The organism is Marinobacter sp. HL-58, from assembly GCF_001314605.1.
Lineage (GTDB): Bacteria > Pseudomonadota > Gammaproteobacteria > Pseudomonadales > Oleiphilaceae > Marinobacter.
In genome coordinates, this window is sequence record NZ_LIHP01000016.1 from 233,433 (window position 1) to 259,528 (window position 26,096).

The 26,096-nt window shown below is 58.2% G+C and carries 33 protein-coding genes; 15 read left to right on the forward strand and 18 right to left on the reverse strand.

From position 1 onward, the window contains the following. Nucleotides 1–147: 147 nt before the first annotated feature. A complete protein-coding gene (locus HLUCCO03_RS13500) occupies nucleotides 148–570 on the reverse strand; it encodes a tetratricopeptide repeat protein (RefSeq protein WP_027831349.1) in 423 nt (140 codons plus the stop codon). A gap of 180 nt (nucleotides 571–750) precedes the next feature. On the opposite strand from HLUCCO03_RS13500, the gene HLUCCO03_RS13505 reads away from it, so the two are divergent. Beyond that, the gene (locus HLUCCO03_RS13505; RefSeq protein WP_027831348.1) at nucleotides 751–1,473 is read left to right on the forward strand and encodes a YebC/PmpR family DNA-binding transcriptional regulator; all 723 of its coding nucleotides are present in this window, start codon (nucleotides 751–753) and stop codon (nucleotides 1,471–1,473) included. Nucleotides 1,474–1,486: 13 nt separating this feature from the next. After that, the gene (locus HLUCCO03_RS13510) at nucleotides 1,487–2,200 is read left to right on the forward strand and encodes a glutamine amidotransferase (RefSeq protein ID WP_027831347.1); all 714 of its coding nucleotides are present in this window, start codon (nucleotides 1,487–1,489) and stop codon (nucleotides 2,198–2,200) included. On the opposite strand, the gene HLUCCO03_RS13515 is transcribed toward HLUCCO03_RS13510, so the two are convergent. The 3 genes from HLUCCO03_RS13515 to HLUCCO03_RS13525 are packed head-to-tail and all read right to left on the reverse strand — an operon-like array spanning nucleotide 2,197 to nucleotide 4,966. Further along, nucleotides 2,197–2,547 (reverse strand): FHA domain-containing protein, encoded by a 351-nt coding sequence (locus tag HLUCCO03_RS13515; protein WP_027831346.1) that lies wholly within the window; start codon nucleotides 2,545–2,547, stop codon nucleotides 2,197–2,199. The genes HLUCCO03_RS13510 and HLUCCO03_RS13515 overlap by 4 nt on opposite strands. Before the next feature lie 14 nt (nucleotides 2,548–2,561). Then, entirely contained in the window at nucleotides 2,562–3,308 is a 747-nt protein-coding gene (locus HLUCCO03_RS13520) for a protein phosphatase 2C domain-containing protein (RefSeq protein WP_027831345.1), read from the reverse strand. After that, nucleotides 3,308–4,966, reverse strand: coding sequence for a serine/threonine-protein kinase (locus HLUCCO03_RS13525; protein WP_027831344.1), 1,659 nt, complete (start codon nucleotides 4,964–4,966; stop codon nucleotides 3,308–3,310). The genes HLUCCO03_RS13520 and HLUCCO03_RS13525 overlap by 1 nt, the downstream gene beginning before the upstream one ends. Before the next feature lie 217 nt (nucleotides 4,967–5,183). Between HLUCCO03_RS13525 and HLUCCO03_RS13530 the strand changes: the two genes are divergently transcribed. The 4 genes from HLUCCO03_RS13530 to HLUCCO03_RS13545 are packed head-to-tail and all read left to right on the forward strand — an operon-like array spanning nucleotide 5,184 to nucleotide 9,168. Continuing rightward, nucleotides 5,184–6,620, forward strand: a complete 1,437-nt coding sequence (locus HLUCCO03_RS13530; RefSeq protein WP_036197346.1) for a phospholipase D-like domain-containing protein — start codon at nucleotides 5,184–5,186, stop codon at nucleotides 6,618–6,620. A 19-nt stretch (nucleotides 6,621–6,639) separates the two neighbouring features. Next, nucleotides 6,640–7,716 carry a carboxysome shell carbonic anhydrase domain-containg protein gene (locus HLUCCO03_RS13535; RefSeq protein ID WP_027831342.1) on the forward strand — a complete coding sequence of 359 codons (1,077 nt, stop codon included), beginning with the start codon at nucleotides 6,640–6,642 and terminating at the stop codon, nucleotides 7,714–7,716. Nucleotides 7,717–7,758: 42 nt separating this feature from the next. Beyond that, on the forward strand, nucleotides 7,759–8,160 hold the full coding sequence (locus HLUCCO03_RS13540; RefSeq protein ID WP_027831341.1) for a PA2779 family protein: 402 nt from the start codon (nucleotides 7,759–7,761) through the stop codon (nucleotides 8,158–8,160). Between the two features lie 12 nt (nucleotides 8,161–8,172). Beyond that, nucleotides 8,173–9,168 (forward strand): PA2778 family cysteine peptidase, encoded by a 996-nt coding sequence (locus HLUCCO03_RS13545; RefSeq protein ID WP_292016722.1) that lies wholly within the window; start codon nucleotides 8,173–8,175, stop codon nucleotides 9,166–9,168. On the opposite strand, the gene HLUCCO03_RS13550 is transcribed toward HLUCCO03_RS13545, so the two are convergent. The 3 genes from HLUCCO03_RS13550 to HLUCCO03_RS13560 all read right to left on the reverse strand — a co-directional run bounded on the left by HLUCCO03_RS13550 (nucleotide 9,165) and on the right by HLUCCO03_RS13560 (nucleotide 10,652). Beyond that, nucleotides 9,165–9,803 (reverse strand): class I SAM-dependent methyltransferase, encoded by a 639-nt coding sequence (locus HLUCCO03_RS13550; protein ID WP_027831339.1) that lies wholly within the window; start codon nucleotides 9,801–9,803, stop codon nucleotides 9,165–9,167. The two genes, HLUCCO03_RS13545 and HLUCCO03_RS13550, sit on opposite strands and share 4 nt — an antisense overlap. 76 nt (nucleotides 9,804–9,879) lie before the next feature. After that, nucleotides 9,880–10,197, reverse strand: a complete 318-nt coding sequence (locus tag HLUCCO03_RS13555) for a DUF2007 domain-containing protein (protein WP_027831338.1) — start codon at nucleotides 10,195–10,197, stop codon at nucleotides 9,880–9,882. A 77-nt stretch (nucleotides 10,198–10,274) separates the two neighbouring features. Continuing rightward, nucleotides 10,275–10,652 (reverse strand): thiol-disulfide oxidoreductase DCC family protein, encoded by a 378-nt coding sequence (locus HLUCCO03_RS13560; protein WP_027831337.1) that lies wholly within the window; start codon nucleotides 10,650–10,652, stop codon nucleotides 10,275–10,277. Nucleotides 10,653–10,760: 108 nt separating this feature from the next. Here HLUCCO03_RS13560 and HLUCCO03_RS13565 point away from each other — a divergent pair, with 108 nt between their 5' ends. Together HLUCCO03_RS13565 and HLUCCO03_RS13570 are read left to right on the forward strand one after the other, a co-directional pair. Beyond that, nucleotides 10,761–11,990, forward strand: coding sequence for an RNA polymerase sigma factor (locus tag HLUCCO03_RS13565; RefSeq protein WP_027831336.1), 1,230 nt, complete (start codon nucleotides 10,761–10,763; stop codon nucleotides 11,988–11,990). 78 nt (nucleotides 11,991–12,068) lie between these two features. Beyond that, nucleotides 12,069–12,428 carry a YciI family protein gene (locus HLUCCO03_RS13570; protein ID WP_027831335.1) on the forward strand — a complete coding sequence of 120 codons (360 nt, stop codon included), beginning with the start codon at nucleotides 12,069–12,071 and terminating at the stop codon, nucleotides 12,426–12,428. A 31-nt stretch (nucleotides 12,429–12,459) separates the two neighbouring features. On the opposite strand, the gene HLUCCO03_RS13575 is transcribed toward HLUCCO03_RS13570, so the two are convergent. Then, nucleotides 12,460–12,969: a cupin domain-containing protein gene (locus HLUCCO03_RS13575; RefSeq protein ID WP_051603799.1), complete on the reverse strand. Its 510-nt coding sequence runs from the start codon at nucleotides 12,967–12,969 to the stop codon at nucleotides 12,460–12,462. A gap of 163 nt (nucleotides 12,970–13,132) precedes the next feature. Between HLUCCO03_RS13575 and HLUCCO03_RS13580 the strand changes: the two genes are divergently transcribed. Genes HLUCCO03_RS13580 through HLUCCO03_RS13590 form a run of 3 tightly spaced genes read left to right on the forward strand, consistent with a single transcriptional unit; the run spans nucleotide 13,133 to nucleotide 15,282 of the window. Further along, nucleotides 13,133–13,786, forward strand: coding sequence for a sigma-70 family RNA polymerase sigma factor (locus HLUCCO03_RS13580; protein ID WP_081813509.1), 654 nt, complete (start codon nucleotides 13,133–13,135; stop codon nucleotides 13,784–13,786). Then, entirely contained in the window at nucleotides 13,783–14,019 is a 237-nt protein-coding gene (gene rsrA, locus HLUCCO03_RS13585) for a mycothiol system anti-sigma-R factor (protein WP_027831332.1), read from the forward strand. The genes HLUCCO03_RS13580 and rsrA overlap by 4 nt, the downstream gene beginning before the upstream one ends. 33 nt (nucleotides 14,020–14,052) lie before the next feature. Further along, the gene (locus HLUCCO03_RS13590; RefSeq protein WP_027831331.1) at nucleotides 14,053–15,282 is read left to right on the forward strand and encodes a MerC family mercury resistance protein; all 1,230 of its coding nucleotides are present in this window, start codon (nucleotides 14,053–14,055) and stop codon (nucleotides 15,280–15,282) included. Here the strand turns inward: HLUCCO03_RS13590 and arfB are convergent. Then, nucleotides 15,273–15,686, reverse strand: a complete 414-nt coding sequence (gene arfB / locus HLUCCO03_RS13595) for an alternative ribosome rescue aminoacyl-tRNA hydrolase ArfB (protein WP_027831330.1) — start codon at nucleotides 15,684–15,686, stop codon at nucleotides 15,273–15,275. The two genes, HLUCCO03_RS13590 and arfB, sit on opposite strands and share 10 nt — an antisense overlap. After that, the gene (locus HLUCCO03_RS13600; RefSeq protein WP_027831329.1) at nucleotides 15,680–16,672 is read right to left on the reverse strand and encodes a GTP-binding protein; all 993 of its coding nucleotides are present in this window, start codon (nucleotides 16,670–16,672) and stop codon (nucleotides 15,680–15,682) included. Before HLUCCO03_RS13600 ends, arfB begins: the two co-directional genes overlap by 7 nt. A gap of 140 nt (nucleotides 16,673–16,812) precedes the next feature. Here HLUCCO03_RS13600 and HLUCCO03_RS13605 point away from each other — a divergent pair, with 140 nt between their 5' ends. Beyond that, entirely contained in the window at nucleotides 16,813–17,382 is a 570-nt protein-coding gene (locus HLUCCO03_RS13605; protein ID WP_027831328.1) for a DJ-1/PfpI family protein, read from the forward strand. Nucleotides 17,383–17,429: 47 nt separating this feature from the next. Beyond that, nucleotides 17,430–17,864: a ribbon-helix-helix domain-containing protein gene (locus HLUCCO03_RS19425; RefSeq protein ID WP_367142368.1), complete on the forward strand. Its 435-nt coding sequence runs from the start codon at nucleotides 17,430–17,432 to the stop codon at nucleotides 17,862–17,864. Here HLUCCO03_RS19425 and HLUCCO03_RS13615 read toward each other — a convergent pair. Next, entirely contained in the window at nucleotides 17,813–18,505 is a 693-nt protein-coding gene (locus tag HLUCCO03_RS13615) for an SDR family oxidoreductase (protein WP_027831327.1), read from the reverse strand. The genes HLUCCO03_RS19425 and HLUCCO03_RS13615 overlap by 52 nt on opposite strands. Nucleotides 18,506–18,680: 175 nt before the next feature. On the opposite strand from HLUCCO03_RS13615, the gene HLUCCO03_RS13620 reads away from it, so the two are divergent. Next, the gene (locus HLUCCO03_RS13620; RefSeq protein ID WP_027831326.1) at nucleotides 18,681–19,541 is read left to right on the forward strand and encodes a PA4780 family RIO1-like protein kinase; all 861 of its coding nucleotides are present in this window, start codon (nucleotides 18,681–18,683) and stop codon (nucleotides 19,539–19,541) included. Here the strand turns inward: HLUCCO03_RS13620 and HLUCCO03_RS13625 are convergent. The 7 genes from HLUCCO03_RS13625 to HLUCCO03_RS13655 form a co-directional block, all read right to left on the reverse strand. Then, the gene (locus HLUCCO03_RS13625; protein ID WP_027831325.1) at nucleotides 19,538–19,933 is read right to left on the reverse strand and encodes a hypothetical protein; all 396 of its coding nucleotides are present in this window, start codon (nucleotides 19,931–19,933) and stop codon (nucleotides 19,538–19,540) included. The genes HLUCCO03_RS13620 and HLUCCO03_RS13625 overlap by 4 nt on opposite strands. A gap of 23 nt (nucleotides 19,934–19,956) precedes the next feature. Further along, complete coding sequence (locus tag HLUCCO03_RS13630; protein WP_027831324.1) at nucleotides 19,957–20,490, reverse strand: hypothetical protein; 534 nt, start codon at nucleotides 20,488–20,490, stop codon at nucleotides 19,957–19,959. Nucleotides 20,491–20,613: 123 nt separating this feature from the next. Next, nucleotides 20,614–21,288 carry a spermidine synthase gene (locus HLUCCO03_RS13635; RefSeq protein ID WP_027831323.1) on the reverse strand — a complete coding sequence of 225 codons (675 nt, stop codon included), beginning with the start codon at nucleotides 21,286–21,288 and terminating at the stop codon, nucleotides 20,614–20,616. Next, nucleotides 21,289–21,633, reverse strand: a complete 345-nt coding sequence (locus HLUCCO03_RS13640) for a YdbL family protein (protein ID WP_027831322.1) — start codon at nucleotides 21,631–21,633, stop codon at nucleotides 21,289–21,291. Between the two features lie 29 nt (nucleotides 21,634–21,662). Next, nucleotides 21,663–21,881, reverse strand: a complete 219-nt coding sequence (locus HLUCCO03_RS13645; RefSeq protein WP_027831321.1) for a YnbE family lipoprotein — start codon at nucleotides 21,879–21,881, stop codon at nucleotides 21,663–21,665. 32 nt (nucleotides 21,882–21,913) lie between these two features. Beyond that, entirely contained in the window at nucleotides 21,914–23,797 is a 1,884-nt protein-coding gene (locus tag HLUCCO03_RS13650) for a YdbH domain-containing protein (RefSeq protein ID WP_197025648.1), read from the reverse strand. A gap of 18 nt (nucleotides 23,798–23,815) precedes the next feature. Then, complete coding sequence (locus HLUCCO03_RS13655; RefSeq protein ID WP_027831320.1) at nucleotides 23,816–25,384, reverse strand: bifunctional GNAT family N-acetyltransferase/carbon-nitrogen hydrolase family protein; 1,569 nt, start codon at nucleotides 25,382–25,384, stop codon at nucleotides 23,816–23,818. Between the two features lie 162 nt (nucleotides 25,385–25,546). Here HLUCCO03_RS13655 and HLUCCO03_RS13660 point away from each other — a divergent pair, with 162 nt between their 5' ends. Continuing rightward, on the forward strand, nucleotides 25,547–26,035 hold the full coding sequence (locus HLUCCO03_RS13660; protein WP_292016723.1) for an NlpC/P60 family protein: 489 nt from the start codon (nucleotides 25,547–25,549) through the stop codon (nucleotides 26,033–26,035). Nucleotides 26,036–26,096 lie beyond the last annotated feature (61 nt).

A 26,096-nucleotide genomic window follows, 5' to 3' on the forward strand; every position in this document is an offset into this window, starting at 1 on the left:
CCGGAGCCCCGACAATCGTATCAGTTTACCTATGAGGCCGAGGATACTTACCTTTTACCAATGAATAAATGAATGCCCCCTTCCCTGACCAGTCCATGACAACATGGTAATGCTGTGGTAATCCGGTACAGGTGGTGGTTGATCCGGTCAGGAGTCCTGCTTCGCCCGGGTTCGCCAGTATTCAGCCTTCGCCGGATCAGATTCTGTGCCGATACCCTCAGCATAGGCCCTTGCCACCTCGGACATGCTTGGCCTGTCGCCGGCCTCCGCTGCTTTCAGGTACCACTCGAAGGCCCTGGATTCATTCTTTTCCACACCCTGGCCCGCCGCGTACATGTTCGCCAGGTTATACATCCCCTGGCGGCTGCCCGCTTCCGCCAGCGCCTCGTATCGTTCAAATGCCAGGTCATACTGGCCCATCTTGTAGACAGCGTAGGCTTCCAGAACCTTGACCATTTCCCGGGCCACGCCCATTTGCTGTTCCGCGTCATCACCCTGTACCACCGGTGGCAGCATTATCAGCAAGCCGGCAGCCATGGCGATCCTGTGAGCGGCGAATTGGCGTGACATGGGAACCTCCGGGTATCAGTGGATTCCCTTAAGCTAACACCCCGAAGCGATAACTTCTTTGACCCTAAAGTGGCGAAGGTTTACAACTTTGGGTGGGGCCGGCACGCCGGAAATAACTCTGTCGCCGGCCTGTGTTGTCGAGTAAAATCCGCACTTTTGAAACGACATCGAGGCAGCGAAATGGGCAGAGCCTATCAGAACCGAAAAGACTCCATGGCCAAGACGGCCGCCGCCAAAACCAAGGTTTACAGCAAGTACGGCCGCGAGATCTATGTATGCGCCAAGTCCGGTGGCCCGGACCCGGACAGCAACCTGTCACTGCGTGGCCTGATCGACCGCGCCAAGAAAGATCAGGTACCGGCCCATGTTATCGAGAAAGCCATCGAGAAGGCCCAGGGCGGAGCCGGCGAAGATTTCTCACCTGCCCGCTATGAAGGCTTCGGGCCGGGTAACTGCATGGCCATCGTGGATTGCCTGACGGATAACCCCAATCGCACCTTCGGTGACGTTCGCCTGGCTTTCACCAAAACCAAGTGCAAAATCGGCACCCAGGGCAGCGTCAGCCACATGTTTGATCACTGTGCCATTTTCGGGTTCCGGGGTGATGACGAAGAAGCCGCTCTCGAAGCGCTGATGATGGCGGATGTCGATGTCACCGATATTGAACATGAAGACGGCATGATTACCGTGTTCGCCCCTCACACAGAATACGCCAAAGCCCGGCAGGCCTTGCAGGAAGCCTTCGAGGGTCTGGAATTTGAAGTGGACGAAATCCAGTTCCTGCCCCAGACAACCACCACCATCGAAGGTGATGACATCGAGCTGTTCGAGAAATTCATGGACATGCTGAACGATCTGGACGATGTCCAGAACGTCTACCATAACGCCGTCATCGCAGAATAACAGGAGCCGTCAATTGCCCAGGGTCGTCATACTCAAAACCGGCACCACCTACCCGTCTCTAAGGGACACATTCGGGGATTTCGACAGTTGGTTTGTTGCCCGGCTGGCGTCGGAACTCAATGTTAATGTTGTGGATGTAACGGTTGACGAACTCCCGGGCGTGCCCCACAACTGGGACGGCATCGTGGTCACCGGCTCGCCAGCCATGGTCAGCGACAGGGCATTGTGGAGCGAACGAACGGGCCACTGGCTTGCTGATGCGGTTAAAGCACAAATCCCGGTGTTGGGCGTTTGTTATGGCCATCAGTTGCTGGCCCATGCTCTCGGTGGTGAAGTGGGTTTCCACCCCGGAGGACGGGAGACCGGCACCCACCCGGTGGAGTTACTGGATGCGGCTCTGGACGACCCTCTGTTTCAGGGGCTTCCCCGGCGGTTTCCGGCTCAACTCACTCACCGGCAGTCGGTCCTCCGGCTACCGGAAGGCGCAACTCTGCTGGCACGCAATGACTTCGAGGCACACCAGGCTTTCCGGGTGGGGCCATGTGCCTGGGGCGTTCAGTTCCACCCGGAATTCTCTGACGAAGTGATGCGGGCCTACCTCGAGGTTCAGGCACCGGACCTCAGGAAGGAAGGGCTTGATGCAGATGCTCTTTTGGCGGGCGTAAGCAGCGCGCCGGAAGCTTCTTCCCTGCTGGAGCGTTTCTCCCGGGTAGTGATGAATCGCTAATCGAGGATATAGGCGGTTTTTTCCATTGAGTTTTCATCTTCGTCCACGAAGCGGAACTCGTTCCAGCCGATACGCACCAGGTCGTTACTGTTCAGGCGCTGGCGTCCACTGATACGGATATCGTTGACGAATGTCCCGTTGGTACTGTTCTTGTCAGTGATATAGTAATCCACGGTGCCTTCAAGGTAGGCATTGGGGACGGATTCAATAAGCGCGTGATGACCACTGACGGATATCTCGTCGATGCGGATATCGTTGTCTCCTCCCCTGCCGATACTGACCTCTGGCCGGTCCAGCTCAAAAGTGTTCACTACAACGTTATCCACCAGTTGGGAAAGTGACGCCATACAGGGCTCCTTTTCTATTCGAGTATCAAAAGCACAACAGACACGTTGTCCGCCGCTTGATTGTCCAGGCTGGCTTTGACCAGCGCCCGCACCCTGTCTTCCGGTGACCCCTGGCCGGCTATCAGCGGTAACCAGTCTTCCTCCGGCAGGGACCCGGTGAGACCATCGGAGCACAACAACAGGCCGTCGCCCGGCTCCAGTGAAATTCGCCTGAAACTCGCAAGCACCGACGAGGCGCCCAGGGCGCGGGTCAGCACATTGCGAAATGGCACGTGAGGTACATCATCCGGCTGGATACTGCCATCTTCCAGCATATTCTGAACCACGGTGTCATCCCGGGTCTGGCAGTGCAGTTCTCCACCGTGGACGAGGTAACAACGGGAGTCTCCCAGGTGGGCAATGTGAGCGTTGCCGTCGATCACCCAGGCAATGACCAGCGTGGTGCCCATCTTTGCCAGGTCCGGATCCGTCGCCCTGCGCTCCTGGATGCGCGCGTTGGCAAGATCGATAGCAGCCTGCAGGGCTTCCTCGGGGTCGTCGGGCTGCTCCGGGTTTTCAGTCGCCAGATACGCACCCACTGTCTCCATTACCGAATCCACCGCGATCCGGCTGGCAATCTCTCCCCCCTGATAGCCCCCCATGCCGTCAGCAATCACCAGCAATACCTGCCGGTTATCATCACTGACGCGCCAGTCGAGGGCATCCTGATTGGCTGCACGTACAGCGCCGACATCGGTCAGTCCGGCCACCCGGGGAATCATCACGATGCCTCCTTCCTCAGCTCACGGGATGCCTGCCGCCGCAGCGCTTCTGCCATGGTTGCGGCGCTGAGGAAGCGTTTGTCCGGCTCCCGCTGTATGGCCTTATTGATAAGGCGAACCACGCCATCAGGCAGTTCAGGATTGAACTCACGAACGCTCCTGGGGCGTTTGTTCAGAATCTGGTAGGTCAGATTGGCCAGGGTATCCCCCTGGTATGGGGTTTCTCCACAGACCAGCTTGTACAGGGTAATACCCAGACTGTAAGTGTCTGTGGCGCCGGTGACCTTCTGACCCTTGAGTTGCTCGGGAGACATGTAGAGCGGGCTTCCCATGACATTCCCGGTGCGGGTACGGGAATCGTCCGATATCTTGGCAATTCCGAAATCGGTGATTTTTATCTCACCGTTGTCCGGATTGAAGATGATATTGCCGGGTTTTATATCACGATGAATGATCTTCTGGCGGTGTGCATAATCCAGGGCATCAGCCACCCGGGCAACGATATCCAGCACCGTGGCCAGGGGCAGCAGACGCCCCAGCTTGCCAAACTCACTGAGGGGACGCCCCTTGGCATAATCCATGGCGATAAACGCCAGGTCGGCCTCTTCTCCCACATCATAGACAGTCACAATGGCAGGATGGCTGAGGCGCCCCGCGGCCTCGGCTTCACGGAAGAACCGGGCCTTCAGATCCCGCAGTTCACTGTCCTCGAATGCCTGGTAGCTGAGTGTCTTGATCGCCACGGTGCGGGCGATTTTGGGGTCCTTGCCGAGATAGACCACCCCCATGGCGCCGCGCCCGATCTCCCGCTCAATCTCATAACGCCCGAGCGTTGGCCGGCTGACGCTCTGCTCCGGCAGCACCAGGGTCCGTGTGCTGTCAAAACCTCCCGTTGCGGCCGAGGTACTCTCTGCATTGAGATTTTCCAGGGCCGCCAGCCGTTTTCCTGCATCCCGATACTTGCGTTTCTGGTCAAGGATCTGCCGGTAGGTGGCGCAGGCCTTGTCGTACTGGCGCTTGCGCTCCTGCTGAATTGCAATCTCGTACTGCAAGGCCAGGGTTTCCTCGCCGGGAGGGCATTCTGAAAGCACCTCCAGCGCCTCGTCTGCCTGCCCCTGCTGCAACAGAAGCTTGCCCAGATGGGTTCTGGCTTCCTGCACATTCTCCGACAGTGCCACGATATCGCGCCGGGGTTGCAGCCAGAAGAGCATGATGACATAGCCTGCCACCAACAAGGTGACCACTTCTCCGAGCGGTAACCAGACATTCCGGTAAAACATGAAGCCAGCCTGCAGCACCACCAGCGACCCTGCCACCAGAAGAATGACAGGCAGGGCCACACCAGCACCCAGGCGAGGCACGGCCAGTACCAGGAACAGCGCCGATGCCATCAGCCCGGAACGAATGGCTGTGGCAGACCAGGCTGGTTCAGAGAGCCCCCGCGCGTCCAGTGCCGAGGTGAAAGCCTCTGGTGTCATCGTCAGTAAGGCACCGGCGTCAGCGATTCCGGAACGGTCTCCAAGAGAACCAAGCAGAAGGCGATCCGCCCAGCCAAGCATGGGGATGGCGTCTCCCATAAAGACACAGGCCAGCGCCAGCACAACAATGAGCAGGCGCAGGCTGAAAATACGGGAAATGACAAAAACCAGTGAGTTCACGGGAGCCGTTACTGTAAATGATCGATGCGGCAAGTTTAGAAAGTGAACGCGGACGGCGATAGGTTACGGGTAGCTGTTTTTTGTAATTGTTTGTTTAGCTGGGATCGCCATCACGCCTCCGGCAGAATAAGCCGGTGATGACAATGGTGTAAAGGACGCCACCCGCGCTTCTGCCGTATAGTCGGCGTTATGGACGTCTCCGCCGGGAAGCATGACAATGACATTCAAGTTACTGATTAGCCTGATTGTTCTGACAATCATAACCACCAGCCTCTACCACTCATTCAAATCCCTCCCCCAGGGGCTCAGTTATCAAGGCGATGAACGGCCCCTTGTCAACGCCAGGTTGCTCGTGGACAGAACCCTGCACTTCGCCAATGAAGAGCCACGGCTGGACCATGAGATCTTCTCTGAAGTGTTCAGAATGATTGCCGGCGCCCGGCAGTTTGTGTTGGTGGACATGTTTCTCTTCAACGACTCACGGGCAAACGGAAGCCGCCAGTTACCACTGGCACGGGAGCTTACCGATGCCCTGATCGCACGCAAGCAGGCCCATCCGGAGATGGACATAATCGTGATATCAGACCCCATCAACACGGTTTATGGCGGTACAACCTCTCCCCATTTCCAGCAACTCCGGAAGGCGGGCATACCGGTGGTGGAAACCCGTCTGGAGCGCCTGCGTGACAGCAATCCCATCTGGTCCGGGTTCTGGCGCATCTGCTGCCAGTGGATGGGCAACTCGGCCACCGCGGGCTGGCTGCCCAATGCGTTGGGTGAACAACCCGTCACCCTTCGCAGCTACCTGGCATTACCGAATTTCAAGGCCAATCACCGCAAAACCCTGGTGGTGGATAGCCCCGATGGGTTTGCGGGGCTGGTTACATCCGCCAATCCCCATGACGGCAGCAGTCGCCACAGCAACATCGGGCTGAGGTTCGGGGGAACCGCGGTTGCCGACCTGCTCAGAACCGAGCGGGCGGTGCTGGCCATGTCTGGCGCAGACACCGCTCCCGTAGACGAAGTACTGAACAACTTTCCCGACCCGGAACCGGAATCACGGGAAACCGTCTCGATTGTTACCGAGTCAGCGATACTTTCCTCTGCCAGAGAGATCATTGACACCGCTGCGCCCGGGGCCAGTCTTGATCTGGCGATATTCTATCTTTCCCACCGCACCGTGCTGCGCGCTTTGAAAGAGGCCCATGCACGGGGCGTAGAGGTTCGTATTCTGCTGGATGCCAACAACGATGCATTCGGGCTCAAAAAGAGCGGCATTCCCAATCGTCAGGCTGCCATGGAGCTCAAGCAGGCAGGCATCACGGTACGCTGGTGTCATACCGAGGGCGAACAATGCCACACCAAGCTTCTGATCAGGCGCGACCAGAATGACAGTGCACAGCTGCTGCTGGGTTCCGCCAACTTCAGCCGCCGGAACCTGGATAACCTGAACCTTGAGACGAGTGTTCATGTACGCTCAACCACTGATTCCGATACCGTGCTCAAAGCGTCGCAGTATTTCGAGGAGCAATGGACGCATGGCCCCGGAGACACACCGGTCATGAGCCTGCCCTACGAGGCCTGGGCAGACGAATCCCGCCTACGGTATTGGCAATACAGGTTGATGGAGGCCACGGGGCTGTCTACGTTTTAGGTTTCAAGAGGCGATTTTAATGAACACACCCGTGCATTCCCGGCCCATCAATGACCGGATTGACTGGTTGATGGAACTGAGCCGAAACCACTCGGCCAGTTTCTGCAGCCCTGAGAACCATCTGGCCCGCCAACGCTACCTGGCGGAACACAACACCCTTATCATCGCCATGAAATGCATGGACGGCCGCATTCACCTGCCCTACGTCACACAGACGCCCCTCGGGATAATCCATCCCTTTCGCAACCTTGGTGGTATTTTTGACCTGGGCTGGCCCTATCTCGGGGACCTGCTCGCAGACACCGTGCAGGAGGCAGTCAATGCGGGCAGGCGGGTACTGATCATCATCACCTACCACTATTCAAAGGGTGCAACCGAACGGGGATGTGCCGGTTTCAACTGCGACCTTGACTCAGCCCGGGAGCATGCCTTCAGTATCCGCCGGCAGGTTGAGGCGTTGTTCGGCAACGGGCACCAGACGGTCTACCCCCTGGTCTGTGGTTTTGAAACCGATGAAGACGCCCTGCTTCTTCACGGCCGCGACCAACTCTGCCTGGACCTGTCCACCGTTACCCCGGCCGATACTGAGGAAACCAGATCACGCATAGCGGGGCTTTACCCTGATATGCCAGCACCGATACAGCGGGACCTGTTACCCCTCGTGCACGGCAATATTCAGCATATTGCCGATATAAGAGAGAGCGACCGGGAACTGAACATTGAACACCGGGAATGGGTGATCTGCATCGGCCGGGGATTCGATTTCCTCCACGCACCGAACCTGGCACTGATTATCGGCCCTTACAGCCCTGACCTTTCCCATCCCATCCGCCAGGCTGCAGGTATCATTAAAGCCAACATGGAGGCCGGAAGAGTACCGGACGACGGATTTCTTTTACTTTCATCTGCCCCTTATCAGGAACCTGGAACCCAAAAAGCGCGTGCTACTCTTAAGTCCGCGTTTTTGTCGGAATTTGCAGCCAACGTTATTCACCAGGAATTTCCCGAACTGGCAGAGCGTATGGTTACACGCTCAGCTATCCTGAACTGGCCGGAGAGACGTCTTGAAGTTCAGCCAGGAAAACCCGGAACCTGAACACGAAACCGTGTTTGGTAATACCAAAGCGAGGAGAATGGAATGCAGACTATAAGAAAGCACCTGAGGTACGTATCGTTTGTCATGGCCATCATGATGGCTTTCGGCAGTGTGTGGGCGTCATCTGCCACCGCCGGCGTGGTAGGCACAGGGGAACTGCTGACCGAGCAGCGTGCCGATGTTGACCGCCAGTCACTGATGAACATGCTTGAGCGTGATGAAGTAAAAGACAAGCTCGAACAAATGGGTGTCAGCCAGGAACAGGTTGAGCAGCGAATTCAAAGCCTGACGCCAGAGGAGCTGTCGTCTTTCGAGCAACAACTGGCTGAAGCACCCGTGGGTGAAGACGTGGTAGGGATTATCGTCCTGTTCCTGCTTGTCTTTATTATCACCGACATGCTGTGTGCCACCAATATCTATCCGTTCATCAACTGTATCCGGTAGCGCGCAGTCTTCGTGATTCATTTCGCCAATCCGCACCTGTCACGAATCATTGCCGGTATCACACTGGCGGTGGTTCTGGCGGGCTGCTCCAACCGCCCCCAGTGGCCCGAATCAGAGCGCCTGAACCTTGTGACGGACCGTGAACAACGCCAGGTACTGGATGATGTTCCCTTCTATGCTCAGGAGCGCTACCAGTGTGGCCCGGCTTCCCTGGCCATGATGCTCAACAGCCAGGGGCTGAACACCAATCCGGAGGTGCTCAAGGAACTGGTTTATCTGCCGGAACGGCAGGGCAGCCTGAAGGTAGAGCTGGTAGCAGCCGCCCGGGCTCACGGGCTTCTGGTCTACCCGCTGGATGGGTCACTGGAAAGTCTGCTGGAAGAGGTAGCGGCCGGCAACCCTGTACTGGTCATGCAGAATCTCAGATTTGGCTGGTGGCCACAGTGGCACTTTGCCGTGGTGACGGGCTTTGATGCCGAAGCGCGAAATATCATCCTGCACACCGACACCCGCGAATATCACGAGGAAACCCTGGAAGTATTCACCGCAACCTGGCGACGCGCGGATAAATGGGCTGCAGTGATGCTGCCTCCTGACCGGTTACCGGCAACCGCCGCCCCCCTGCGCTACCTGATGTCCGCCAATGACCTGGAAACCACCGGCCGAACCCGCGCGGCAACTACAGCTTATGAAACTGCCGAAAAGGCATGGCCAGACCAGCCAGCGGCCATTATGGGACAGGGGAATATTGCCTGGGAGCAGGGAGAGCCCGAACTGGCGACACATCATTATCAACGCCTGATCCTGAAGTTCCCCGGCGTAGCCGCCGGCTGGAACAATCTGGCCCACTCGCTGGCAGCTCAGGGCTGTGCCAGCGCCGCTGAAACCGCAGCCAGCTGTGCAAAGGCTATCGACCCTGAGCGCTTCAATGGTGCCGCCCCAGACAGCCTGAACAACAACCGCCCGGATGCATGCCCGGTGGTTACCTGTTCTGAGAAGTCCCCTTAACGCTTCTGAAACAGGGCTACATCCTTGGCCGGAATATCCAGCACCCAGCCATGGGCTCTGGCCAGCCACTTCATGGTGGCACGACGGTAAAACACAATATGGGTCGGATCACGCCGGTAATGCCAGTTGGCAAATCGCTCATCGTCAGTCTGGAAACAGGTCATCACGCCCAACCATCCCCCGGGCACCAGCAGGCTATCCAGCTGGCGGAAGGTCTCCGCCGGATGATGAAGGTGCTCCACCACTTCCGTGCAGGTAATGAAATCATACTGTCGCTCGAGAACGGATTCTTCCGGACAGAAAAACGGATCGTAGACTGCCATATCCATACCCGCCTCCCGCAGCATGGCCGCCAACGCGGGACCAGGGCCACAACCAAAGTCGAGGCCGAAGGATCGCGGTTGCAGTCGCCCGAGTAACGGGCCGGTCAGCTTCGAGAGAAAACGACGGTAACCCGCATCGTCCGGATTATTGTCGTGAAGGTCATAAATTGCCTTTTCCTCGTGCGCCTCCAGCCAGCAGGACTCCTCCATAACCGTCGCTTCACAGGTGCCACAGCGTTGATAACGGGTGTCCCCGATGACCTGGAATGGCTCAAGCGCGGATGTTTCACAAACCGGGCAACGGGGTGTCAACGGATTGAACTCCTGCAATGACGAACGAGTGTTTCTATCAGGAAGGTATATTTCAGAACCCGGCTTACGGGAAAGTTTACAAAGCGCCGAACAGCACTACCATCACCACAGCCAGAAACAACAGAAACCAGGTGGCATAGCGGTCGGCCCGATCTTCGACACTGGCCGGGTCCGTCTCAGATGGCGAAGCGGCCTCATATTCGGCCACCAGCTTGCGGGCCAGCAAATAATCCTCATCTTCAACATGGACATTGGTAAACCCCGCGGCACCAATCTCGCCCATGGCACCCTGCAGGTAATGGCCACCCACGTGGGAATCGATCCCCCGTGATTGCAGCATGCCGGCGATAATATGGGCTTCCGCCAGGTCGCGGGCTCGATAGGCTATCTGCATTGAAAGGCTCCGCAGGCTCAGGCAACTCGTTACCTGAACCCTAGCCGGAATACTGCCATTCGTCGACCCGGGCCGGACTATTTTGGCATACGACCGGTTCTCTCCAGCCGCTCGCCAACCCATTTATGATAGAGCTTCGCCAGTACCGGCCGAATAACCGGTAATCCGATCAGCCAGGCCAGGGGTTTCAACAGCCAGACCCGCGACATCAGCAGAATGTAGGCATCCAGTTCCCGATGGATATTACCCTCACTGTCCTCCACGTGCAGTTCCTGAAGCGCCGCTTCTGGCTCAATACCCCGCTCTTTCAGCTCATCGTCGCGACCAGTGATATCAACCCATTCCACCGATTCCCCGGTTTTGCCGGCCAGCCGCTCGTAGAGCTTGCGATCCTTGACGCAACCGGGGCAGGCGCCATCATAAAATACCCTGAGCCTTTCCTGTGATGTAGCCATTTCCATCCCCGTTTCTTGCATCCTGTTCACTTGCTAACACGATAAAACAATGTCTAGTGTTAATAAAACAACCGGAAGAGTCGCCGCAAGGGATCATCTGTAGCGATCATGAACATCACCAGACACATTAACGACATTTATCGCCATCAGTCCCGGAAGGTACACGCTACCCTGATCCGATTGCTGGGGGACTTCGACCTGGCGGAAGAAGCCCTGCAGGAAGCGTTCACCGCCGCGCTCCGGCAATGGCCGGAACAGGGTATCCCGGACAACCCGGCCGCCTGGCTCATAAAAACCGGACATCGCCGGGGCATCGACCATATCCGCAGGCGCCAGACCGCCAGCCACAAACTTGTCCACCTCGCTGACGAAGAATCTCCGGTGTCAGAAGAATACACCGACACCATTGACGATGACCTCCTGCGACTGATATTCACCTGCTGTCACCCTGGCCTTGCTACCGAGGCGCAGCTTGCGCTGACGCTGCGCGAGATCTGCGGCCTGACCACGGAACAGGTTGCCAGCGCCCTGCTGCAGAAACCGGCCACCACGGCGCAGAGGATTGTTCGCGCCAAACGCAAGATCCGGGAAGCCGGCATTCCCTACGAGGTACCGGAACAGCGGGAATTACCGGAACGCCTGCAGAGCGTGCTCAAGGTAGTCTATCTGATTTTCAATGAGGGCTATTCCGCCACTGATGGCAATGCCGTGGTTAACGTCAGCCTCGCCAACGAAGCGATCCGCCTTGCCCGGCTTCTTGCCGAGCTTTTGCCGGAGGGGGAAGTATTCGGCCTGCTGGCCCTTATGCTGCTTCATGATTCCCGCCGTAACGCCCGCCAGGACGCCAACGGAGAACTGATCACACTGGAAGATCAGAACCGCGACCTCTGGGACCGGAACCAGATTCGTTCCGGCCTGACATGGCTGAGCTACGCACTGCCATTGACACCCACCGGGCCCTATACCCTCCAGGCCTCCATTGCTGCCGCTCATGCCGAAGCCGCTACGCCGGAAGACACCGACTGGTCACGCATCGCCAGGCTCTATGAAACCCTCTATCAACAGTTACCCTCTCCGGTTATTGCCCTGAACCGGGCCGTGGCAGTCGCCATGCGCGACACGCCCGAAGAAGGGCTGAAGCTTCTGGACCAGTTGGCAGGCCAAAAGGCAATCCAGAACTACTATCTGTTCCATGCCGCCCGCGCCGATCTCTATCGCCGTTCAGGGGATATGTCATCAGCCCGAACAGCCTACCAGCGCGCGCTCTCCCTTACCCAACAGGGCCCGGAACAACGTTTCCTTAACCGGAGACTGATGCAGCTGGACAGCGGCCACTAAAAAATTCTCCACCGTTGTCGATCTGAAGCATTCACACACGACTTACTGACACACACCCAGACAGACAGGCCGATTACCATGAAATACGTAGCACTGGTCTATTACCAGGAAAGCATTATCAACAGCATGAGTGAAAAGGAATGGCATGACCTCAACCAGGAGTGCATTGCCGGTGTGGAGAGGCTCACCGAGCAGGGCAAGTACGTGACAGGCCAGCCTCTACAATCGGTAGAGACGGCCACGACCGTCAGGGTACGGGACGACGAAGTTTTGATTTCGGACGGCCCCTTTGCCGAAACCAAGGAGCAACTGGCCGGCTTCTACCTGCTTGACGCAAACGACCTTAACGAGGCCCTGCAACTGGCCAGCCGCATACCACCCGCGCGCTTCGGCAGCATTGAAGTCCGGCCGGTGCGGGAATTACCCCCGAAAGAATAAAGAGGTGGCGCCGGTCTCCGGCGCCACCGGGTCAATTCCGGGGATCATCTTCCGGGTTGAGGTACTCGATACCCCAGGGGCCGGTACCGTGGAGCTGTATGACGACCTCCTCCTCGGTGTAACCAAACATCGGATCTCCCGGGGACATGATCGCGACACCGCCTTCTGGTAATGCCGTAGCCTTGTCGCGGTCGATTTCCTCGCCGTGGGCGAAATGGAAGGTGCCGGACAGTACCGTTACCCGCTCATACGCAGGGTGTATGTGCGGTGCGATCTCATAGTCCGCCGGTAACCGCAAACGCATGGTAAAAGGCTCCTCCTTCGACAGATCGCCCTCTATGATGGAGATCTCCGCGCCCGGAGCCATGGAACCTACTGGCCCCCACTCCAGCTCCGATGGTTTTACCAGGGTGTGTCCCTCGCCCATGTAGGGTGTTGCCGCCATTACAGCGGGTGCGGCCACAAGCATCGCAAACAGTGCAATGCCCCGACAGGTGCTACTGCGGTGGTAGGGTGAACGAATGGTTGTGTTGCCTGCCATGGGTTCTATCCTCCTTATTAGGGTGGTTGTTTTCCGGGACAATGCCCGGTCGGCTGCAAGGACGCTTGGCAGGTCCGGTTTGTTCCCGTTGTTGTCCACCGGTTGTAACCCGGAACTTTTCACGGGCTCACGCGTCCTTGCCGCAACAACAGCGGGAAAACACATGACAGCCAGCAACCGGAGAAGAGAAACCCTGGCCGTTTCGAAACAGCGCAGGGACCAGTTTGAACAGGAGGTGACCCGCCTGATGGACCGCCTCTATGGCACGGCCTTGCGCCTGGCAAGAAACCCGGATGATGCCGAGGACGTAGTCGCAGAAACGGTATCCAATGCCTGGAAGAAGCTGGATCAACTGGAAAATCCTGCACACATGGAAGGCTGGCTGTTCAGGATTCTTCATCACACGTTTGTCAGTCATTGGCGTCGGCGTCAGTGCCGACAGGCGCAGGAAGTGGATATCGAACCGGAGGAAAGCGGCGTTCGTTTCTCCCTGTTCGAAAAGCTTCACCAACCGTTCCTGCTCTGGTGGGGCGCACCTGAAAGAGAGTTCGTAAATGCCCTCCTGCAGGAGGATATCCGGAGGGCAATCGATAACCTGCCAGACTGCTTCCGGTTGGTTATCGTCCTGGTCGAGATTGAGGGCTACAGCTACGAGGAGGTATCCCGGTTACTTGACCTTCCTCTCGGCACAGTCCGCTCTCGAGTCAGCAGGGCACGCGGTCTCCTTCAGAAGGCCCTGTGGAACCAGGGCCGGGAGGCAGGCCTGGCAAAGTGCTGTAACCCGGCAGCAGGAACCAGCAGTGGAGGTGATGTATGACGGAGTCCTGGATTTCCTGTGAAGAGGTTGTCGAGAGCCTTTTCGAGTATCTGGACCGTGAACTGGACAACCATACCAGCGTCGAAATTGAACGCCATCTGGAACGTTGCCATGACTGTTTCAGCCGGGCGGAGTTTGAACGCAGACTCCGGGAACGAATCGCCGATAGCGGTCAACAGCAAGCGCCTGAGCAACTGCGTCGCAGGATCAGGGACATGCTTGAACGCTTCTGAACCGGGACACGCCCGGTAAGGAGAATCGTCACCATGGTAGCCATTCTTGGATACTCACCACAGCAAATCACCGAAGCCGTCCAGGAGATGTACACCACTGTTGCGGAAAGGCCCTCATCGCCCTTTCATTTCCCGGTGGGCAAACAGACGCTGGCCCTCCTCGGGTATGATGCCCGCGATACCGAGCCACTGCCGGAGAACGTTGCTGCGTCCTTTGCGGGTGTCGGCAACCCCTTCAGGGCAAAAGCACTGCAACCAGGCGATACTGCGCTGGACATCGGAGCCGGCGCCGGTAATGACACACTGATTGCGGGCAGGAAGGTAGGGCCCGATGGCAAGGTGATCGCACTGGATCTGACGGCAGCGATGACCCGGAAGATCAGACACAATACCGCTGGCCGATGCCCGAACGTTGACGTGGTTCAGGCATCCGCTGAACAGTTGCCGGTCGCCACCGGAAGCATCGACTGCATCACCAGTAACGGCGCTCTCAACCTGGTGCCGGACAAACGCCGGGCCATCAGGGAGATGTTCCGGGTATTGCGGCCCGGCGGACGACTGCAACTGGCCGACGTGGTCATCAACAGGCCGGTCAATGTTGATTGCGACTCCGACCCGCGCCTGTGGGTGGAATGCGTTGTAGGGGCAACGGTGGAAGAGAGCCTGATCGCCATGCTCGAAGATACGGGCTTTGAAGACATTCGCGTTCTGAACCGGCTGGATTACTTCGCCCACAGCCCCAGCCAGCAGACCCGAGAGATAGCGCGCAGCTTTGGCGCCCATTCCATTGAACTGACCGCCAGAAGAGCAGACCGCACCCCCGGCAGGTTGCGACAGTGGCTTCGCCCCCTGCACCCCCGACGCTGGCTGGCAGACCTGCACCGCCGGGGTCTTCTGGGCGTGGCCACCCTGCTGCTTGCGCTTGTCAGTTGCTATGGCGCTCTGGCCGCCGCAGGGCTGTTGGCCGCTCTGGGAGTGGGGCTCGCTCTCGACCCCGGTGTCTGGGCCGGAACCATTGCCCTGTTCGCGACGTTTGCCGCCGGATTCATTGCCGCCGGTTTCCGGTATCACCGTTCAATAGGACCGACTGTATTCGCAATGACGGGGGTTGCACTTGTTCTGTACGCCCTGTTCGTGGACTACAGCGTGATGACAGAGTTAACCGGGTTTGTTGTCATGATCGGCGCCGCGGCCCGGGACCTGTACCTGCGCCGGTATGAAGAGGCCAGAAAGCTCGGCCTCAAAGGCCGGGGTCACACCTGAACCTTGCCACGCAGGGCCTTGGTCCGGCCCTTGATGGTCTTTTTGTCCACCCGGCGGCGCTGGGAGCTCTTCGTGGGCCTGGTTGGCCGCCGGGCTTTCTGTTGTTTCACGGCCTCCTGAATCAGTTCTTTCAGGCGTTCAAGAGCATCTTCCTTGTTCAGCTCAAGAGTCCGGTATTTCTGGGCCTTGATAACGATAATGCCATCCTTGCTGATGCGCTGGTCAGACAGAGCCATCAATCGCTCCTTGTAGAACGGCGGCAGGCTGGAATTGAGAATGTCAAAACGCAGGTGCACAGCAGAGGCTACCTTGTTGACGTTCTGCCCCCCGGCGCCCTGGGCGCGGATCTGGGTCAGTTCGATTTCCCAGTCCCCCAGTTCCACAGCATTGGAAATCTTCAGCATGACGACTCCGCTTGCCCGATGGATTCCTGCAGGCTGGCATCCAGTTCAGCATCATCCAGTGCCTGCTCACTGATCATTTCAATACGGGACAGGTCCCTTGGCTCACATTCGGATACAGACAGGGCACCATCGGCCATATTAATGGTTCGCCACCCCTCAGCGGTATTCACTACCGCCTTGAACCTGGCAAAGCGCCCATCCAGTGATAACGCCAGCAAAGCGGTTTCAGAAAAAACCGTTTCCGGATGAATTCGCCAGCCCAGGCTGAAGTGCCCCTGCCCCTGATTGCTGACCCGCTGCCAGGGTTCATCCCGGATATCCGGAACAGGCGTGGGCTCTGCCGGATCATGGTGATGGTGGGCATGGGGCGAACCTACCTCTGACAATGCCGCGTCGCCATCCAGCCAGGCGATGTCCATTCTGCCCTGCCGGGTATGGAACACGGCGTTTTTGGCCGGCTGCAGGCGTCCCACCCAGTCATCAAAGCGGGCAACCTGACCTGGCTCACACAGATCCGTCTTGTTAGCCACAACGATATCAGCCGCGGCAACCTGGTCCTGGAACTGAACATTCTCCAGAACCCGGGCCTCCTCCAGTCGCCTCGGGTCCACGAGGCAGAGCACCGGGCCCAGCTTCAGCACATCGCGGTAGTGCTCTCCGGTAAGCGATTCGATAATCTGTGAAGGGTGCCCCAACCCGGTAGGCTCAATCAGCAGCCGATCGGGCCTGGCCTTGTGGATAAGCTGGTTGAGGCCGATCTGCATTGGCAACCCGGCCACACAGCACATACATCCCCCGGGAATCTCCCGCACGAAGGCACCCTCGGTTTCCAGTATGGCGCCATCGATGCCCACCTCACCGAACTCGTTTACAAGAACCGCCCAGACCTCCCCGTCCGGTTTTTTCTTCAGCAGGTCCAGTATGGCGGTGGTCTTACCCACACCAAGAAATCCAAGCACCAGATTGGTGGGTATCGGTGAAATCATAGATCGCCCGTATTGACAGATGGAGGAGCCGGTACAAACAAGTGTTATAACATAACGCTGTAGTATTCCCCTAATACCTGTTCTTCCCCGGCTCTTGGTAATGTGGACAGGCTACCATCAACAAGCACAAGGAGAAGGGTATGAGCGGAAAGAAGATACTGATGATCACCGGTGATTTCACCGAAGACTACGAAACCATGGTGCCTTTCCAGGCGCTTCAGGCAGTCGGACATACGGTTCACGCGGTATGCCCGGACAAGAAATCGGGGGACACCGTCGCCACGGCGATTCACGACTTCGAGGGCGACCAGACTTATACCGAAAAACCGGGCCACCGGTTTGCCCTGAACGCAGACTTTGCCGGTCTCAACCCCGCTGATTACGACGCACTGGTCGTGCCAGGGGGCCGTGCACCGGAGTACCTGCGCCTGAACGAAGACGTCAGGAAACTCGTGCGGCACTTCTTCGAAACCGACAAGCCGGTAGCCGCCATTTGCCATGGCGCGCAGCTTCTGGCCGCAGCCGGTGTTCTTGAGGGGCGCGAGTGTTCGGCCTATCCGGCCTGTCAGCCGGAAGTGGAACTGGCCGGCGGCCGCTTCGCCGAGATCGACGTTGACGCCGCGGTAACCGATGGTAATCTGGTGACAGCCCCGGCATGGCCGGCCCATCCCCAGTGGCTGGCACAGTTTTTCAAACTGCTGGACAAGTGACGGAAGCGGGGCCACTTCCGTGGCCCCGGATTCATGAGGACAACGCCATGTGCAAACTCTTCGTCCAGGCGGATTCCGAACTCTGGGTCAGCCGCACCCACTCCCTGCGCATCGACGGCATGGTCACCAGCATCCGCATGGAAAACGCCTTCTGGAATGCCCTCACCGAGATTGCCGCCCGCGACGGCATGAACCTGCCCCAGATGATCACGAAGCTCTACCATGAATCCATCGACGCCGGGCATGATCTGGGCAACTTTACCTCGTTCCTGAGAGTCTGCGCCATGCGCTATCTGGCCCTGCAACTCAGTGGCGACATCCCCGGGATACCCGGGTATCCATCGCCTCCCTGGATGCGGACAAGATCCTTGCCAGAAACATGGAGCAGAAGCCGCCCAGCGAAGCGACCCACTGAGCGGCCGGTTCAGGTTTACTTGAGCGCTGGCGTTGGCCGCACCAGAATTTCGTTGACATCCACATGAGACGGCTGGGATACGGCGTACATGACGGCCTGGGCAATGTCGTCGGGGTTGAGGGCGTTTTCCGGGCGCTCGTCAAAGAACGGCGTATCCACCATCCCCGGCTCCACAAGCGTGACACGAATACCCGAGCCCCGCAGTTCTTCCCTCACACCATAACCGATGGCCGAGACGGCCCACTTGGTGGCACTGTACATGGACCCCGGAATGGTAACCCGGCCGGCAGCGGAGCCGGTCAACAGAAGATGGCCACGGCTTTTCCTCAGGGCCGGCAAACAGCACTGAACGGTCAGCCCGGCACCGTAGACGTTGGTCAGGATCATGTCCTTCCATACTTCATGATCGGCACCACTGAATCCCCCCGGCTCACCGCCACGGCCGGCATTAACAAACACGGCGTCAATCTGTCCGAAGGCCGCCAGGGCGGAATCCACCACGGCCTGCTGGTCCTCCATGCTCTGCACGTCGCATCGGGCAATCAGTACCCGTTCACTGCCCCCGAGTTCGGTTTGCAGGGCTTTCAGCTTGTCTTCCGAGCGAGCCGAAAGCACCAGACGGTAACCAGCCTTTTGCGCTGCGCGTGCCGTTGCCTCACCAATACCCGATGAGGCGCCGGTAATAAGCATAACCGGGTCAGTCGTCATAAATTCTCTCCTGAATGTGGTGTTGAACCAGTGTCACAGATTACCTACGGCACCTGAAGCGTCTGCAGATCAATACAGCCATGAGGGTTCTGTCGACAATATCAGGTAATATAGCCGCAGACATGCCGGTCAACAGGATTGACGGGCCAGGCCAACCAGGCAACCGAAAGGCTTTATGAAAATACCGAAACGATTACAGCCCCTTGTCGACGACGGCATGGTGGACGAAGTGTTGTACCAGTTGATGAGCGGCAAGGAAGCCGAGGTGTTCGTTGTGCGCTGTGGCGACAGTGTTCGCTGCGCGAAAGTGTACAAGGAGGCTCAGAAGCGCAGCTTCAAGCAGGCCGTGCAGTACCAGGAAGGGCGCAAGGTTCGCAATACTCGCCGTGCTCGTGCCATGGGCAAGAAAACCCGTTACGGCCAGAAGGAGCAGGAAGACGCCTGGCTGAACGCCGAGGTAGACGCCCTGTACCGGCTGGCCTCTGCCGGGGTGCGGGTTCCGAAACCACACGGCTTTGTGGATGGCGTGCTGCTGATGGATCTGGTTTCAGGCACGGATGGCGAGGTGGCCCCGCAACTGGGAGAGGTTACGCTTTCGCCCGAAAAGGCACGGGAATACTACAGCCTGGTAATTGCCGATGTGGTGCGGATGCTCAACGCCGGGCTGATTCACGGCGACCTGTCCGAATTCAACGTACTGGTGGACAAGGACGGGCCGGTGATTATCGATCTGCCCCAGGCTGTCAACGCGGCGGGCAACAACAGCGCGGAACGTATGCTGGAACGGGATGTGGATAACATGCGCCGTTATTTCGGCCGGTTCGCACCGGACCTGCTGAACACCGATTACGGCAAGGAGATCTGGGCGCTTTATGAATCCGGCGACCTGCATCCGGACACGAAACTGACAGGGTGTTTCGAGCACGACACCGAAAGCGCGGATGTGGATGAACTGATGGCGGTCATCGATGCTGCCAAGGAAGAAGAGCGCGAACGCCAGGAACGCGCCCGTGATGCCGAAGAGGGTGACGACTAGCCGGGCTCACCCACAAACCTGCCCACCACGCGGTCAGACAGCATAAGGTGGGCAAGTGCGGGGTACGGCAGGTAATGGCTGAGCAGGAATATCCCCGCAGCCATATCAAGCCCGGAAGACAGTCCCACGTAGGCAGCCCAGGCCACGAACAAGGCGCCCAGGAAGCCACCATATGACCAGAGCACCCGGCCCCGTTCCTCGCTGCTTGGTACCCGCTTCAATATGCGGGCTACCGACCAGCTGATGTAGGCCGCAATCAACGCCGCGATAACCACCGATACCACTACCCCCGTCAGGCCGAACAGGAATCGTGCCAGGTAATTGGTAAGAAAAAACAGCACAATGGCGCTGACGGCAATGATGGTTACCCGCGAACGCTTCAGATCTTCCATAGACACAATCCCGGCCTGTTAAATCAGATGGTTTGCACTGTTTTAACATTCCGGGAATCAAGATGCGACTTCGCTTCCTGACGCTGCTGTCTACTGGCCGCATGAACTGCCAGTACATATTTCCCATCACGCAATGCAGACTGTGTCTTGACAAGATAGGGCGTGTGGTCTGGACGGAGTGTCACGGCGCCCGCGACCAACATGCCGATTGCCGCGCCGATCGCGGTCATTACAGAAGCGGCAACAACCGAATTCTGAACTACGAAACCGACACCCATGGCACTCAGTACCAGGAACAGTACGAAGCCGGCGACCGCACCGGCAGCACCAAGGCCGATATGGGAACGCACCAGTGTCTGCCAGATTCCCCGGTCTTCCGGTTCCAGTTCCTTCCCCTGATGCCGATCAGTCGGGCCAAGGACGGTTACCTGCTCGTCTGTCAGACTCGTTTCCTCACATATCGCTTTCGCCGTGCCTCTGGCATCGGACTCTGTGTCAAAAACCGCGGCCACCTTGTGGTCATCATGTTCGCCAGTCAATTTCACTGAAGCGTTCATGGGAATACCTCCCCGGTATCTCAGAGAATTAAAGAGGCCTCTGATAAAACATTGGTCCCTCCCTCCGAAATAACAACCTGTCGACCTGTCCATCAAATGACGGTCCGGTAATGGGAGACGCCGTTACCAGGCCAGCCAGATGACATGGCGCGCGCCCTTGCCCGGTCGCAGAGCCCGCACCGTGACCGGTTCCACGGACAATCCTGCACGGCGCAGCCTCTCGGTAAAGGCGTGCTCGGGGCCGGCGGACCAGTAGGCCAGTATGCCGTCAGGGCTCAGGGACTTCTGGGCGGCTGCGATACCGGCAGGGGAGTAAATCCAGTTGTTTTCCTTGCGGGTGAGCCCTTCAGGGCCGTTGTCCACATCAAGCAGAATGGCATCCCAGTTGCCATCGCCGGCCCGCAAAAGCTCCGCCACATCGCCGACGTGGACACAGGCCCTGGCATCGTTCAGGGGGTACCCTGCCGCAGCTCCCAGCGGCCCCCGGTTCCACACCTCAACTTCCGGAACCAGTTCCGCCACGGTTACCCTGGCATCCTCCGGCAGGGCCGACAGAGCCGCAGCCAGCGTGTATCCCATCCCCAGCCCGCCAATCAGGACACGGGGCCGGGGCAGTCCGGCTATACGCTCACAGGCAAGGGTGGCGAGGGCATCCTCCGAACCGTGCAAGCGACTATTCATAAGTTCACCGGTTTTCCCGGCTATTTTGATGGAGAACTCGTCATTTCGCTGCAGTAAACGTAGCTGTGTTCCCTTGCCGGGAATGGTTGCGATACCGATTTCCTCAAAGCGGGCCATCTATTTTTTGACCCACTTGCCATCCACCAGTATGAACTGACCCGATGGTGTTTTTTCCAGCGCCTTCTGGCCGGCGACGGTTTCCACCTGGGTGACCGGGATGTCGTGTTTCTCCGCAATACGGGCGTATTCATCCCGCCGGGCCTTGTTGATCGCCTCAACAATACCCCTGGCATTGCCTTCCGCCCTGACCACCTCCAGATAACCGGTTGGTGTTTCTCCCACCAGGCCCTCCTGCTTGGCTGTATCCAGCTGGCTTTTGGCTTCCTCCAGCCCCATCGAAAAGGCAGGCGCAGCCAGGCAAAGCACAAGGATCAATGCACCGAGTTGAACAAACCGCTTCATGACTGACTCCCAGGATTCAGAATGGATCATCAGAACAGCCCCTTTTCGCCGAAGAGTTCATCCACGTCTTTGTCGACTTTTACGTAGATCTCATGCTGGATCTTGACGTTCAGGTTGACGGTAATAGGCTCTTTCGGTGCCTCCATTTGCACGGTGGGCGTGCACGCCGTAACACCCAATGCGAGCGCAGTGATAATCAGTGCGTTCCGATATTTTCCGGGCGGGCCGCCCGGCCTGAATCTGTCCATCTGCCTTGCTCCTGTTTCATTCTCCGAACCGGTTACTGGCGCTCTGAATCCCGTTTCTCCAGGAGGTTTCGCACTTTTTCAGTAACGGCTTCATTCACCCGACCGCTCAGCTGCAAGCTCGTCAGCAACGCCGGAATGTCCTCTTCCAGGTTGATATTGAGCACAATCGGGTGTCCGTCCCGCACCTCGGGACTGCTGCCTTCAAGACGCAGACCGAGAATCAGCTTCCCGTCTTCATCATAGTCTACCGTGCTGTTGAGAACGGTGTAGTTAAAGTTTTCCATGGCTTGCACAACCAGGGCCATGGCCTCGTTGTTCTGTGCCATACCTCTCAACCTGTCCGCCGGCAGTTTCAGGGAGCCGCCGGGGGCTTGTGCTTCAACCTTTCCGCCATCGATACTGATTCCCTGCTTGCCGATCCGCAGCGGCACTGTTCCCCGGAGAATGCCGCTGCCCGCCAGCCCCTCCGCGGGGTACACCTCCATCAGCTGCGACAGTTCAATACCACTGAGTTCCAGGGGAAACCGCAGCGGCATTTCCGATAAATGCCACTCACCGGGTTCAATCCGCACACTGCCCCCCAGGAGCTCCGCGGTTGCCTCGCCAAGTCTCAGCGTGCCGGCAGTAATCTGCTCCGTTTTCGAGCTATAGCCGCCGGCAAGCCGGAGTTCACTCAGGACAATGCCCGGATTGACCGTGGCAACGGCCAGACCGGAGGTGTCCGCATCCAGACGATCCCCCGCAAGCTCAATGGCCACTTCACCATCAAGCCCGCTCCAGGCCGTTCGGCCGAACAGCCCACCCAGGCCATCAAATCCGACTTCTCCCCGTAAACTGAGGCCATCTTCCGGAAAACGCAGTGCCAGAGTCGTGTTGATGCTGCCCTCCCCGATTTCAAGTTCCCCGGGCCAGGCGGTGAACGTATCCGCCAGTACCTGGTTTCCCTTGGCACCAGTGGTAATCATGTTGGCATCAAGCGCCGGAATGCCTTTGAATGGAAGACGAAAAGCGACATTGGCGCTGGCACCCGCATCTGATGAGAGCGTGCCGTCAAGCCTGAAGGTTTCATGGCTGCCCTGCAGCCGGCCATCAAGTCGCCAGGGTTGCGGCCGTAACTGAGGTTGATGAATTGCAGCGGCCGTTGCCACCACCGGGCCCTCAAATTCCAGACTCTCAAGGGCCATTGCCTGCAGACTGTGCTCGGTGTGCAGTGTCGTGCCCGCCAGATTCATCCTGACGTTGTCCAGCTGCGCCACACTGTCCGGGGCATCCATCCGGGCGAGCGCGAGTTTGGTTTCCTCTTCGAATTCCACAGTGGCTGTTTGCGGGTCAGCTCTACCCGAAAACAGCAGGTCCACCCGCCCTTCCTGAAGCGCCCAGCCCGCCAGGGTCGTCGCCGGAATCGGAGTCTCCACCCTCATGGCATTGGTGACAAGTTCCCGTTCATCGGGCCTGGAAAGTTGCGAAACAGCCAGATCCCCCTCGGCACGTATGCCCTGCGGGAGGGTGAGGATTAGTTGATCAATTATCACCTGGTCAGGTAGCCAGAGGGGCAGTTCTGCAGGAGCGCTTTCTCCCGGCTCATTCTGTGACACCGAGCCGGGCCATGCGGGAATATCCACTGTCAACCGGCCCACGCTTGCCACGTCTGGCACCGGCCCATACCAGTGCCAGCTCCAGCCCAGGGACAGCGCCTCGGCCGCCGCAGAATAGCGCTGGCCGTCCTGCGTCGTGGTTACTGAAAAACGTTCAAGCTGAACCCCCGTCAGTGATACATCAATTCCCTGCCATTGCAGGTCGCCTATACCGTATTCGTGCCGCCAGTCATCCCAGGCCACACGGGCATACCAGCCTCCCGCCAACAAAAGCAGAAAAAGCAGTGCCAGCAGCCAGAGCAAAGCGCGACGCAGTGTCATGAAACCGGCCATAAAGGGTCACTGTCCACGCCAGTTCACCGTGTAGAGGTCATGCCGGCGGTCCTTCAGATTTTTGACCGTGCCGCTGTTACGGGCGGTGATCAGTGTTTCGGGCCTGAGGTCCGCAAAGGCAACGGTCTCCACGTTCGGGGTGGTATCGGCGGCAATACCGTCGCGGGCAAACGGGAAATCACAGGGCGTCAGTATGCAGCTCTGGCCGTATTGCAGCTCCATATTGGGAACGTTGGGCAGATTGCCCACATTCCCGGACAGAATCACGAACAGCTGGTTCTCCACTGCCCGGGCCTGGCAGCAGTAGCGCACTCTCAGGTAGCTCTGGCGCTCGTCGGTACAGAAGGGAACAAACAGCATCTGGATGCCCTGGTCTACCAGATGCCGGGTCAGCTCCGGAAATTCTGCGTCATAACAAACCAGGACACCGATGGGCCCGCAATCGGTTTCGATGGCAGTAACGCGATTGCCACCGGTGATGTTCCACCAGTAGGCCTCATTGGGCGTGGGATGGATCTTGGGTTGCGAGAACACCTGGCCATCACGCAGGAATACATAGGCAACATTGCGAATCCGCCCGTCCTCCTCCTTTACCGGTGTTGAACCACCGATAATATTGATGTTGTGTCGCAGGGCGAGATCCCGCATGAGATCGCGGAAGGGTTCGGCGTATTCCGTCACCGCTTCGATGGCTTCCGCAGGCGTTCCCTTCCGGCTCTCAATGGAAAGCAACTGAAGGGTAAACAGTTCCGGAAATACCACGAAATCGCCCTTGTAGGTGGACACCACGTCCACGAAATACCGCACGATATCGCTGAATTCCTCAAACGAGGCAACCCTGCGCTGCTGGTATTGGACGGTACCGATCCGTACGGTGTCCGGCACCCGCCGGCCATAACGCTTGCGTTTGCCATTGTCGCCGTTACGGGCCACTTTCGGGTTGCGCCAGACCAGGTGGATGCCGTACCCCAGAGAGGCATGGTCTGCATCCAGATAATGGGGAATAATGCCGTGGATCTCGAAACCATTGTGCAACTGGAATGACAGCACCGGATCCCGCTGCTTCCTGGACTTGACGGCTTCCACATAGGCTTCTACCGACCCAAACTTTTTCAGACGTTTGGCCAGCGTCGGTAACCTGCCGGCGAACACCACACCCTGCAATCCCAGGGACTGACACAGGCTCTTGCGTTCATTGTAAAGGCGCTCACCGATCTTGTACCCGCGGCAGTCCGGGTCGACACAGACTTCCATACCATAAAGCCATTCCCCTTCCGGGTCGTGCCTCGAGGCGTAACCGTTCCCGGTAATCTCGGTCCAGTCATGAGGAGCAAGTGCCACGTCTTCACCGATACGAAACGTGGCGCAGTAACCCACCACCCGGTCACCGAGCATGGCCACGAACTGGCCCTCGGGGAAGGTGTTGATCTGCCCCGTCAGCGGGCCGGCGGTATAACCATACATTCCGGTTCCCTCGTAGACCCGGCGGCTGAGGGCGATGATGCCGGGAATATCACTGAGGGTGGCATTTCTTACGAACAGGCGCTGATTCTGATCAGAGAACGGAGGGCTCATTGAAACCTCGGAGGCTGAAGGCGTTCACCCATAGTTCGCGAAACAGTCTTGAGCCGTCAAGTGGCATCCGGGGGAAACACAAATTGACGCAATCTTTAACCTGACAAACCAGCCCCGGGCTTCTAAAGTGGCCTGATGTCGAACAGTTCGAGGTTACATCCAGTGAATCGACACCCCTTGCCTGCGTTGTCTGCAATCCTGATGGCTCTCACCCTGGCCGGCTGCGCCAGTAACCAGAACCTGGATTCCGCCAACGAAGCGGGCTGGCAGCCTTCTGGCGAATCGGCAACGGTTGACCGGCTGTGGCGGGTCTTCGAACGCTACGAGGGCACGCCCTACCATTATGGGGGCATGTCTGCCAGCGGCTTTGACTGTTCCGGGTTTATCGCCACTGCCTTTGACGAAGCACTGGGGCGCCAGCTACCCCGCTCCACCTCCCAGATGCTTGCAGCCGGTGATGAAATCTCAAGGGATCAGCTCCAGGCCGGCGACCTGGTGTTTTTCCGCATCAAGGGCAAGGACCAGCATGCCGGCATCTACATGGGCGACAACCGCTTTATTCACGCGTCCACATCGGTCGGTGTAACCCACTCCTCCCTGGACGGTTACTACTGGCGCAACCGTTTCAGCCAGGCACGGCGGTTTGATTAGTATCCCTTGCCACCTGATCAGTCGCGGTGTAAAACTCCATTGGCGGAAGATTTTACAGCCC

Bases quoted from the DNA above. Each gene is read 5' to 3' on its own strand.
- HLUCCO03_RS13555 (WP_027831338.1), bottom strand. From the start codon at position 10,197: ATGCAGATAGCCTATCGAGCCCGCGACCTGGCGGAAGCCCATATTATC.
- HLUCCO03_RS13600 (WP_027831329.1), bottom strand. From the start codon at position 16,672: ATGATTTCACCGATACCCACCAATCTGGTGCTTGGATTTCTTGGTGTG.
- HLUCCO03_RS13500 (WP_027831349.1), bottom strand. From the start codon at position 570: ATGTCACGCCAATTCGCCGCTCACAGGATCGCCATGGCTGCCGGCTTG.
- HLUCCO03_RS13640 (WP_027831322.1), bottom strand. From the start codon at position 21,633: ATGAAGCGGTTTGTTCAACTCGGTGCATTGATCCTTGTGCTTTGCCTG.
- HLUCCO03_RS13540 (WP_027831341.1), top strand. From the start codon at position 7,759: ATGCAGACTATAAGAAAGCACCTGAGGTACGTATCGTTTGTCATGGCC.
- HLUCCO03_RS13515 (WP_027831346.1), bottom strand. From the start codon at position 2,547: ATGGCGTCACTTTCCCAACTGGTGGATAACGTTGTAGTGAACACTTTT.
- HLUCCO03_RS13620 (WP_027831326.1), top strand. From the start codon at position 18,681: ATGAAAATACCGAAACGATTACAGCCCCTTGTCGACGACGGCATGGTG.
- HLUCCO03_RS13650 (WP_197025648.1), bottom strand. From the start codon at position 23,797: ATGACACTGCGTCGCGCTTTGCTCTGGCTGCTGGCACTGCTTTTTCTG.
- HLUCCO03_RS19425 (WP_367142368.1), top strand. From the start codon at position 17,430: ATGTGCAAACTCTTCGTCCAGGCGGATTCCGAACTCTGGGTCAGCCGC.
- HLUCCO03_RS13615 (WP_027831327.1), bottom strand. From the start codon at position 18,505: ATGACGACTGACCCGGTTATGCTTATTACCGGCGCCTCATCGGGTATT.
- HLUCCO03_RS13560 (WP_027831337.1), bottom strand. From the start codon at position 10,652: ATGGCTACATCACAGGAAAGGCTCAGGGTATTTTATGATGGCGCCTGC.
- HLUCCO03_RS13570 (WP_027831335.1), top strand. From the start codon at position 12,069: ATGAAATACGTAGCACTGGTCTATTACCAGGAAAGCATTATCAACAGC.
- HLUCCO03_RS13565 (WP_027831336.1), top strand. From the start codon at position 10,761: ATGAACATCACCAGACACATTAACGACATTTATCGCCATCAGTCCCGG.
- HLUCCO03_RS13605 (WP_027831328.1), top strand. From the start codon at position 16,813: ATGAGCGGAAAGAAGATACTGATGATCACCGGTGATTTCACCGAAGAC.
- arfB (WP_027831330.1), bottom strand. From the start codon at position 15,686: ATGCTGAAGATTTCCAATGCTGTGGAACTGGGGGACTGGGAAATCGAA.
- HLUCCO03_RS13655 (WP_027831320.1), bottom strand. From the start codon at position 25,384: ATGAGCCCTCCGTTCTCTGATCAGAATCAGCGCCTGTTCGTAAGAAAT.
- HLUCCO03_RS13530 (WP_036197346.1), top strand. From the start codon at position 5,184: ATGACATTCAAGTTACTGATTAGCCTGATTGTTCTGACAATCATAACC.
- HLUCCO03_RS13505 (WP_027831348.1), top strand. From the start codon at position 751: ATGGGCAGAGCCTATCAGAACCGAAAAGACTCCATGGCCAAGACGGCC.
- HLUCCO03_RS13630 (WP_027831324.1), bottom strand. From the start codon at position 20,490: ATGAACGCTTCAGTGAAATTGACTGGCGAACATGATGACCACAAGGTG.
- HLUCCO03_RS13535 (WP_027831342.1), top strand. From the start codon at position 6,640: ATGAACACACCCGTGCATTCCCGGCCCATCAATGACCGGATTGACTGG.
- HLUCCO03_RS13645 (WP_027831321.1), bottom strand. From the start codon at position 21,881: ATGGACAGATTCAGGCCGGGCGGCCCGCCCGGAAAATATCGGAACGCA.
- HLUCCO03_RS13625 (WP_027831325.1), bottom strand. From the start codon at position 19,933: ATGGAAGATCTGAAGCGTTCGCGGGTAACCATCATTGCCGTCAGCGCC.
- HLUCCO03_RS13580 (WP_081813509.1), top strand. From the start codon at position 13,133: ATGACAGCCAGCAACCGGAGAAGAGAAACCCTGGCCGTTTCGAAACAG.
- HLUCCO03_RS13635 (WP_027831323.1), bottom strand. From the start codon at position 21,288: ATGGCCCGCTTTGAGGAAATCGGTATCGCAACCATTCCCGGCAAGGGA.
- rsrA (WP_027831332.1), top strand. From the start codon at position 13,783: ATGACGGAGTCCTGGATTTCCTGTGAAGAGGTTGTCGAGAGCCTTTTC.
- HLUCCO03_RS13575 (WP_051603799.1), bottom strand. From the start codon at position 12,969: ATGGCAGGCAACACAACCATTCGTTCACCCTACCACCGCAGTAGCACC.
- HLUCCO03_RS13590 (WP_027831331.1), top strand. From the start codon at position 14,053: ATGGTAGCCATTCTTGGATACTCACCACAGCAAATCACCGAAGCCGTC.
- HLUCCO03_RS13520 (WP_027831345.1), bottom strand. From the start codon at position 3,308: ATGATTCCCCGGGTGGCCGGACTGACCGATGTCGGCGCTGTACGTGCA.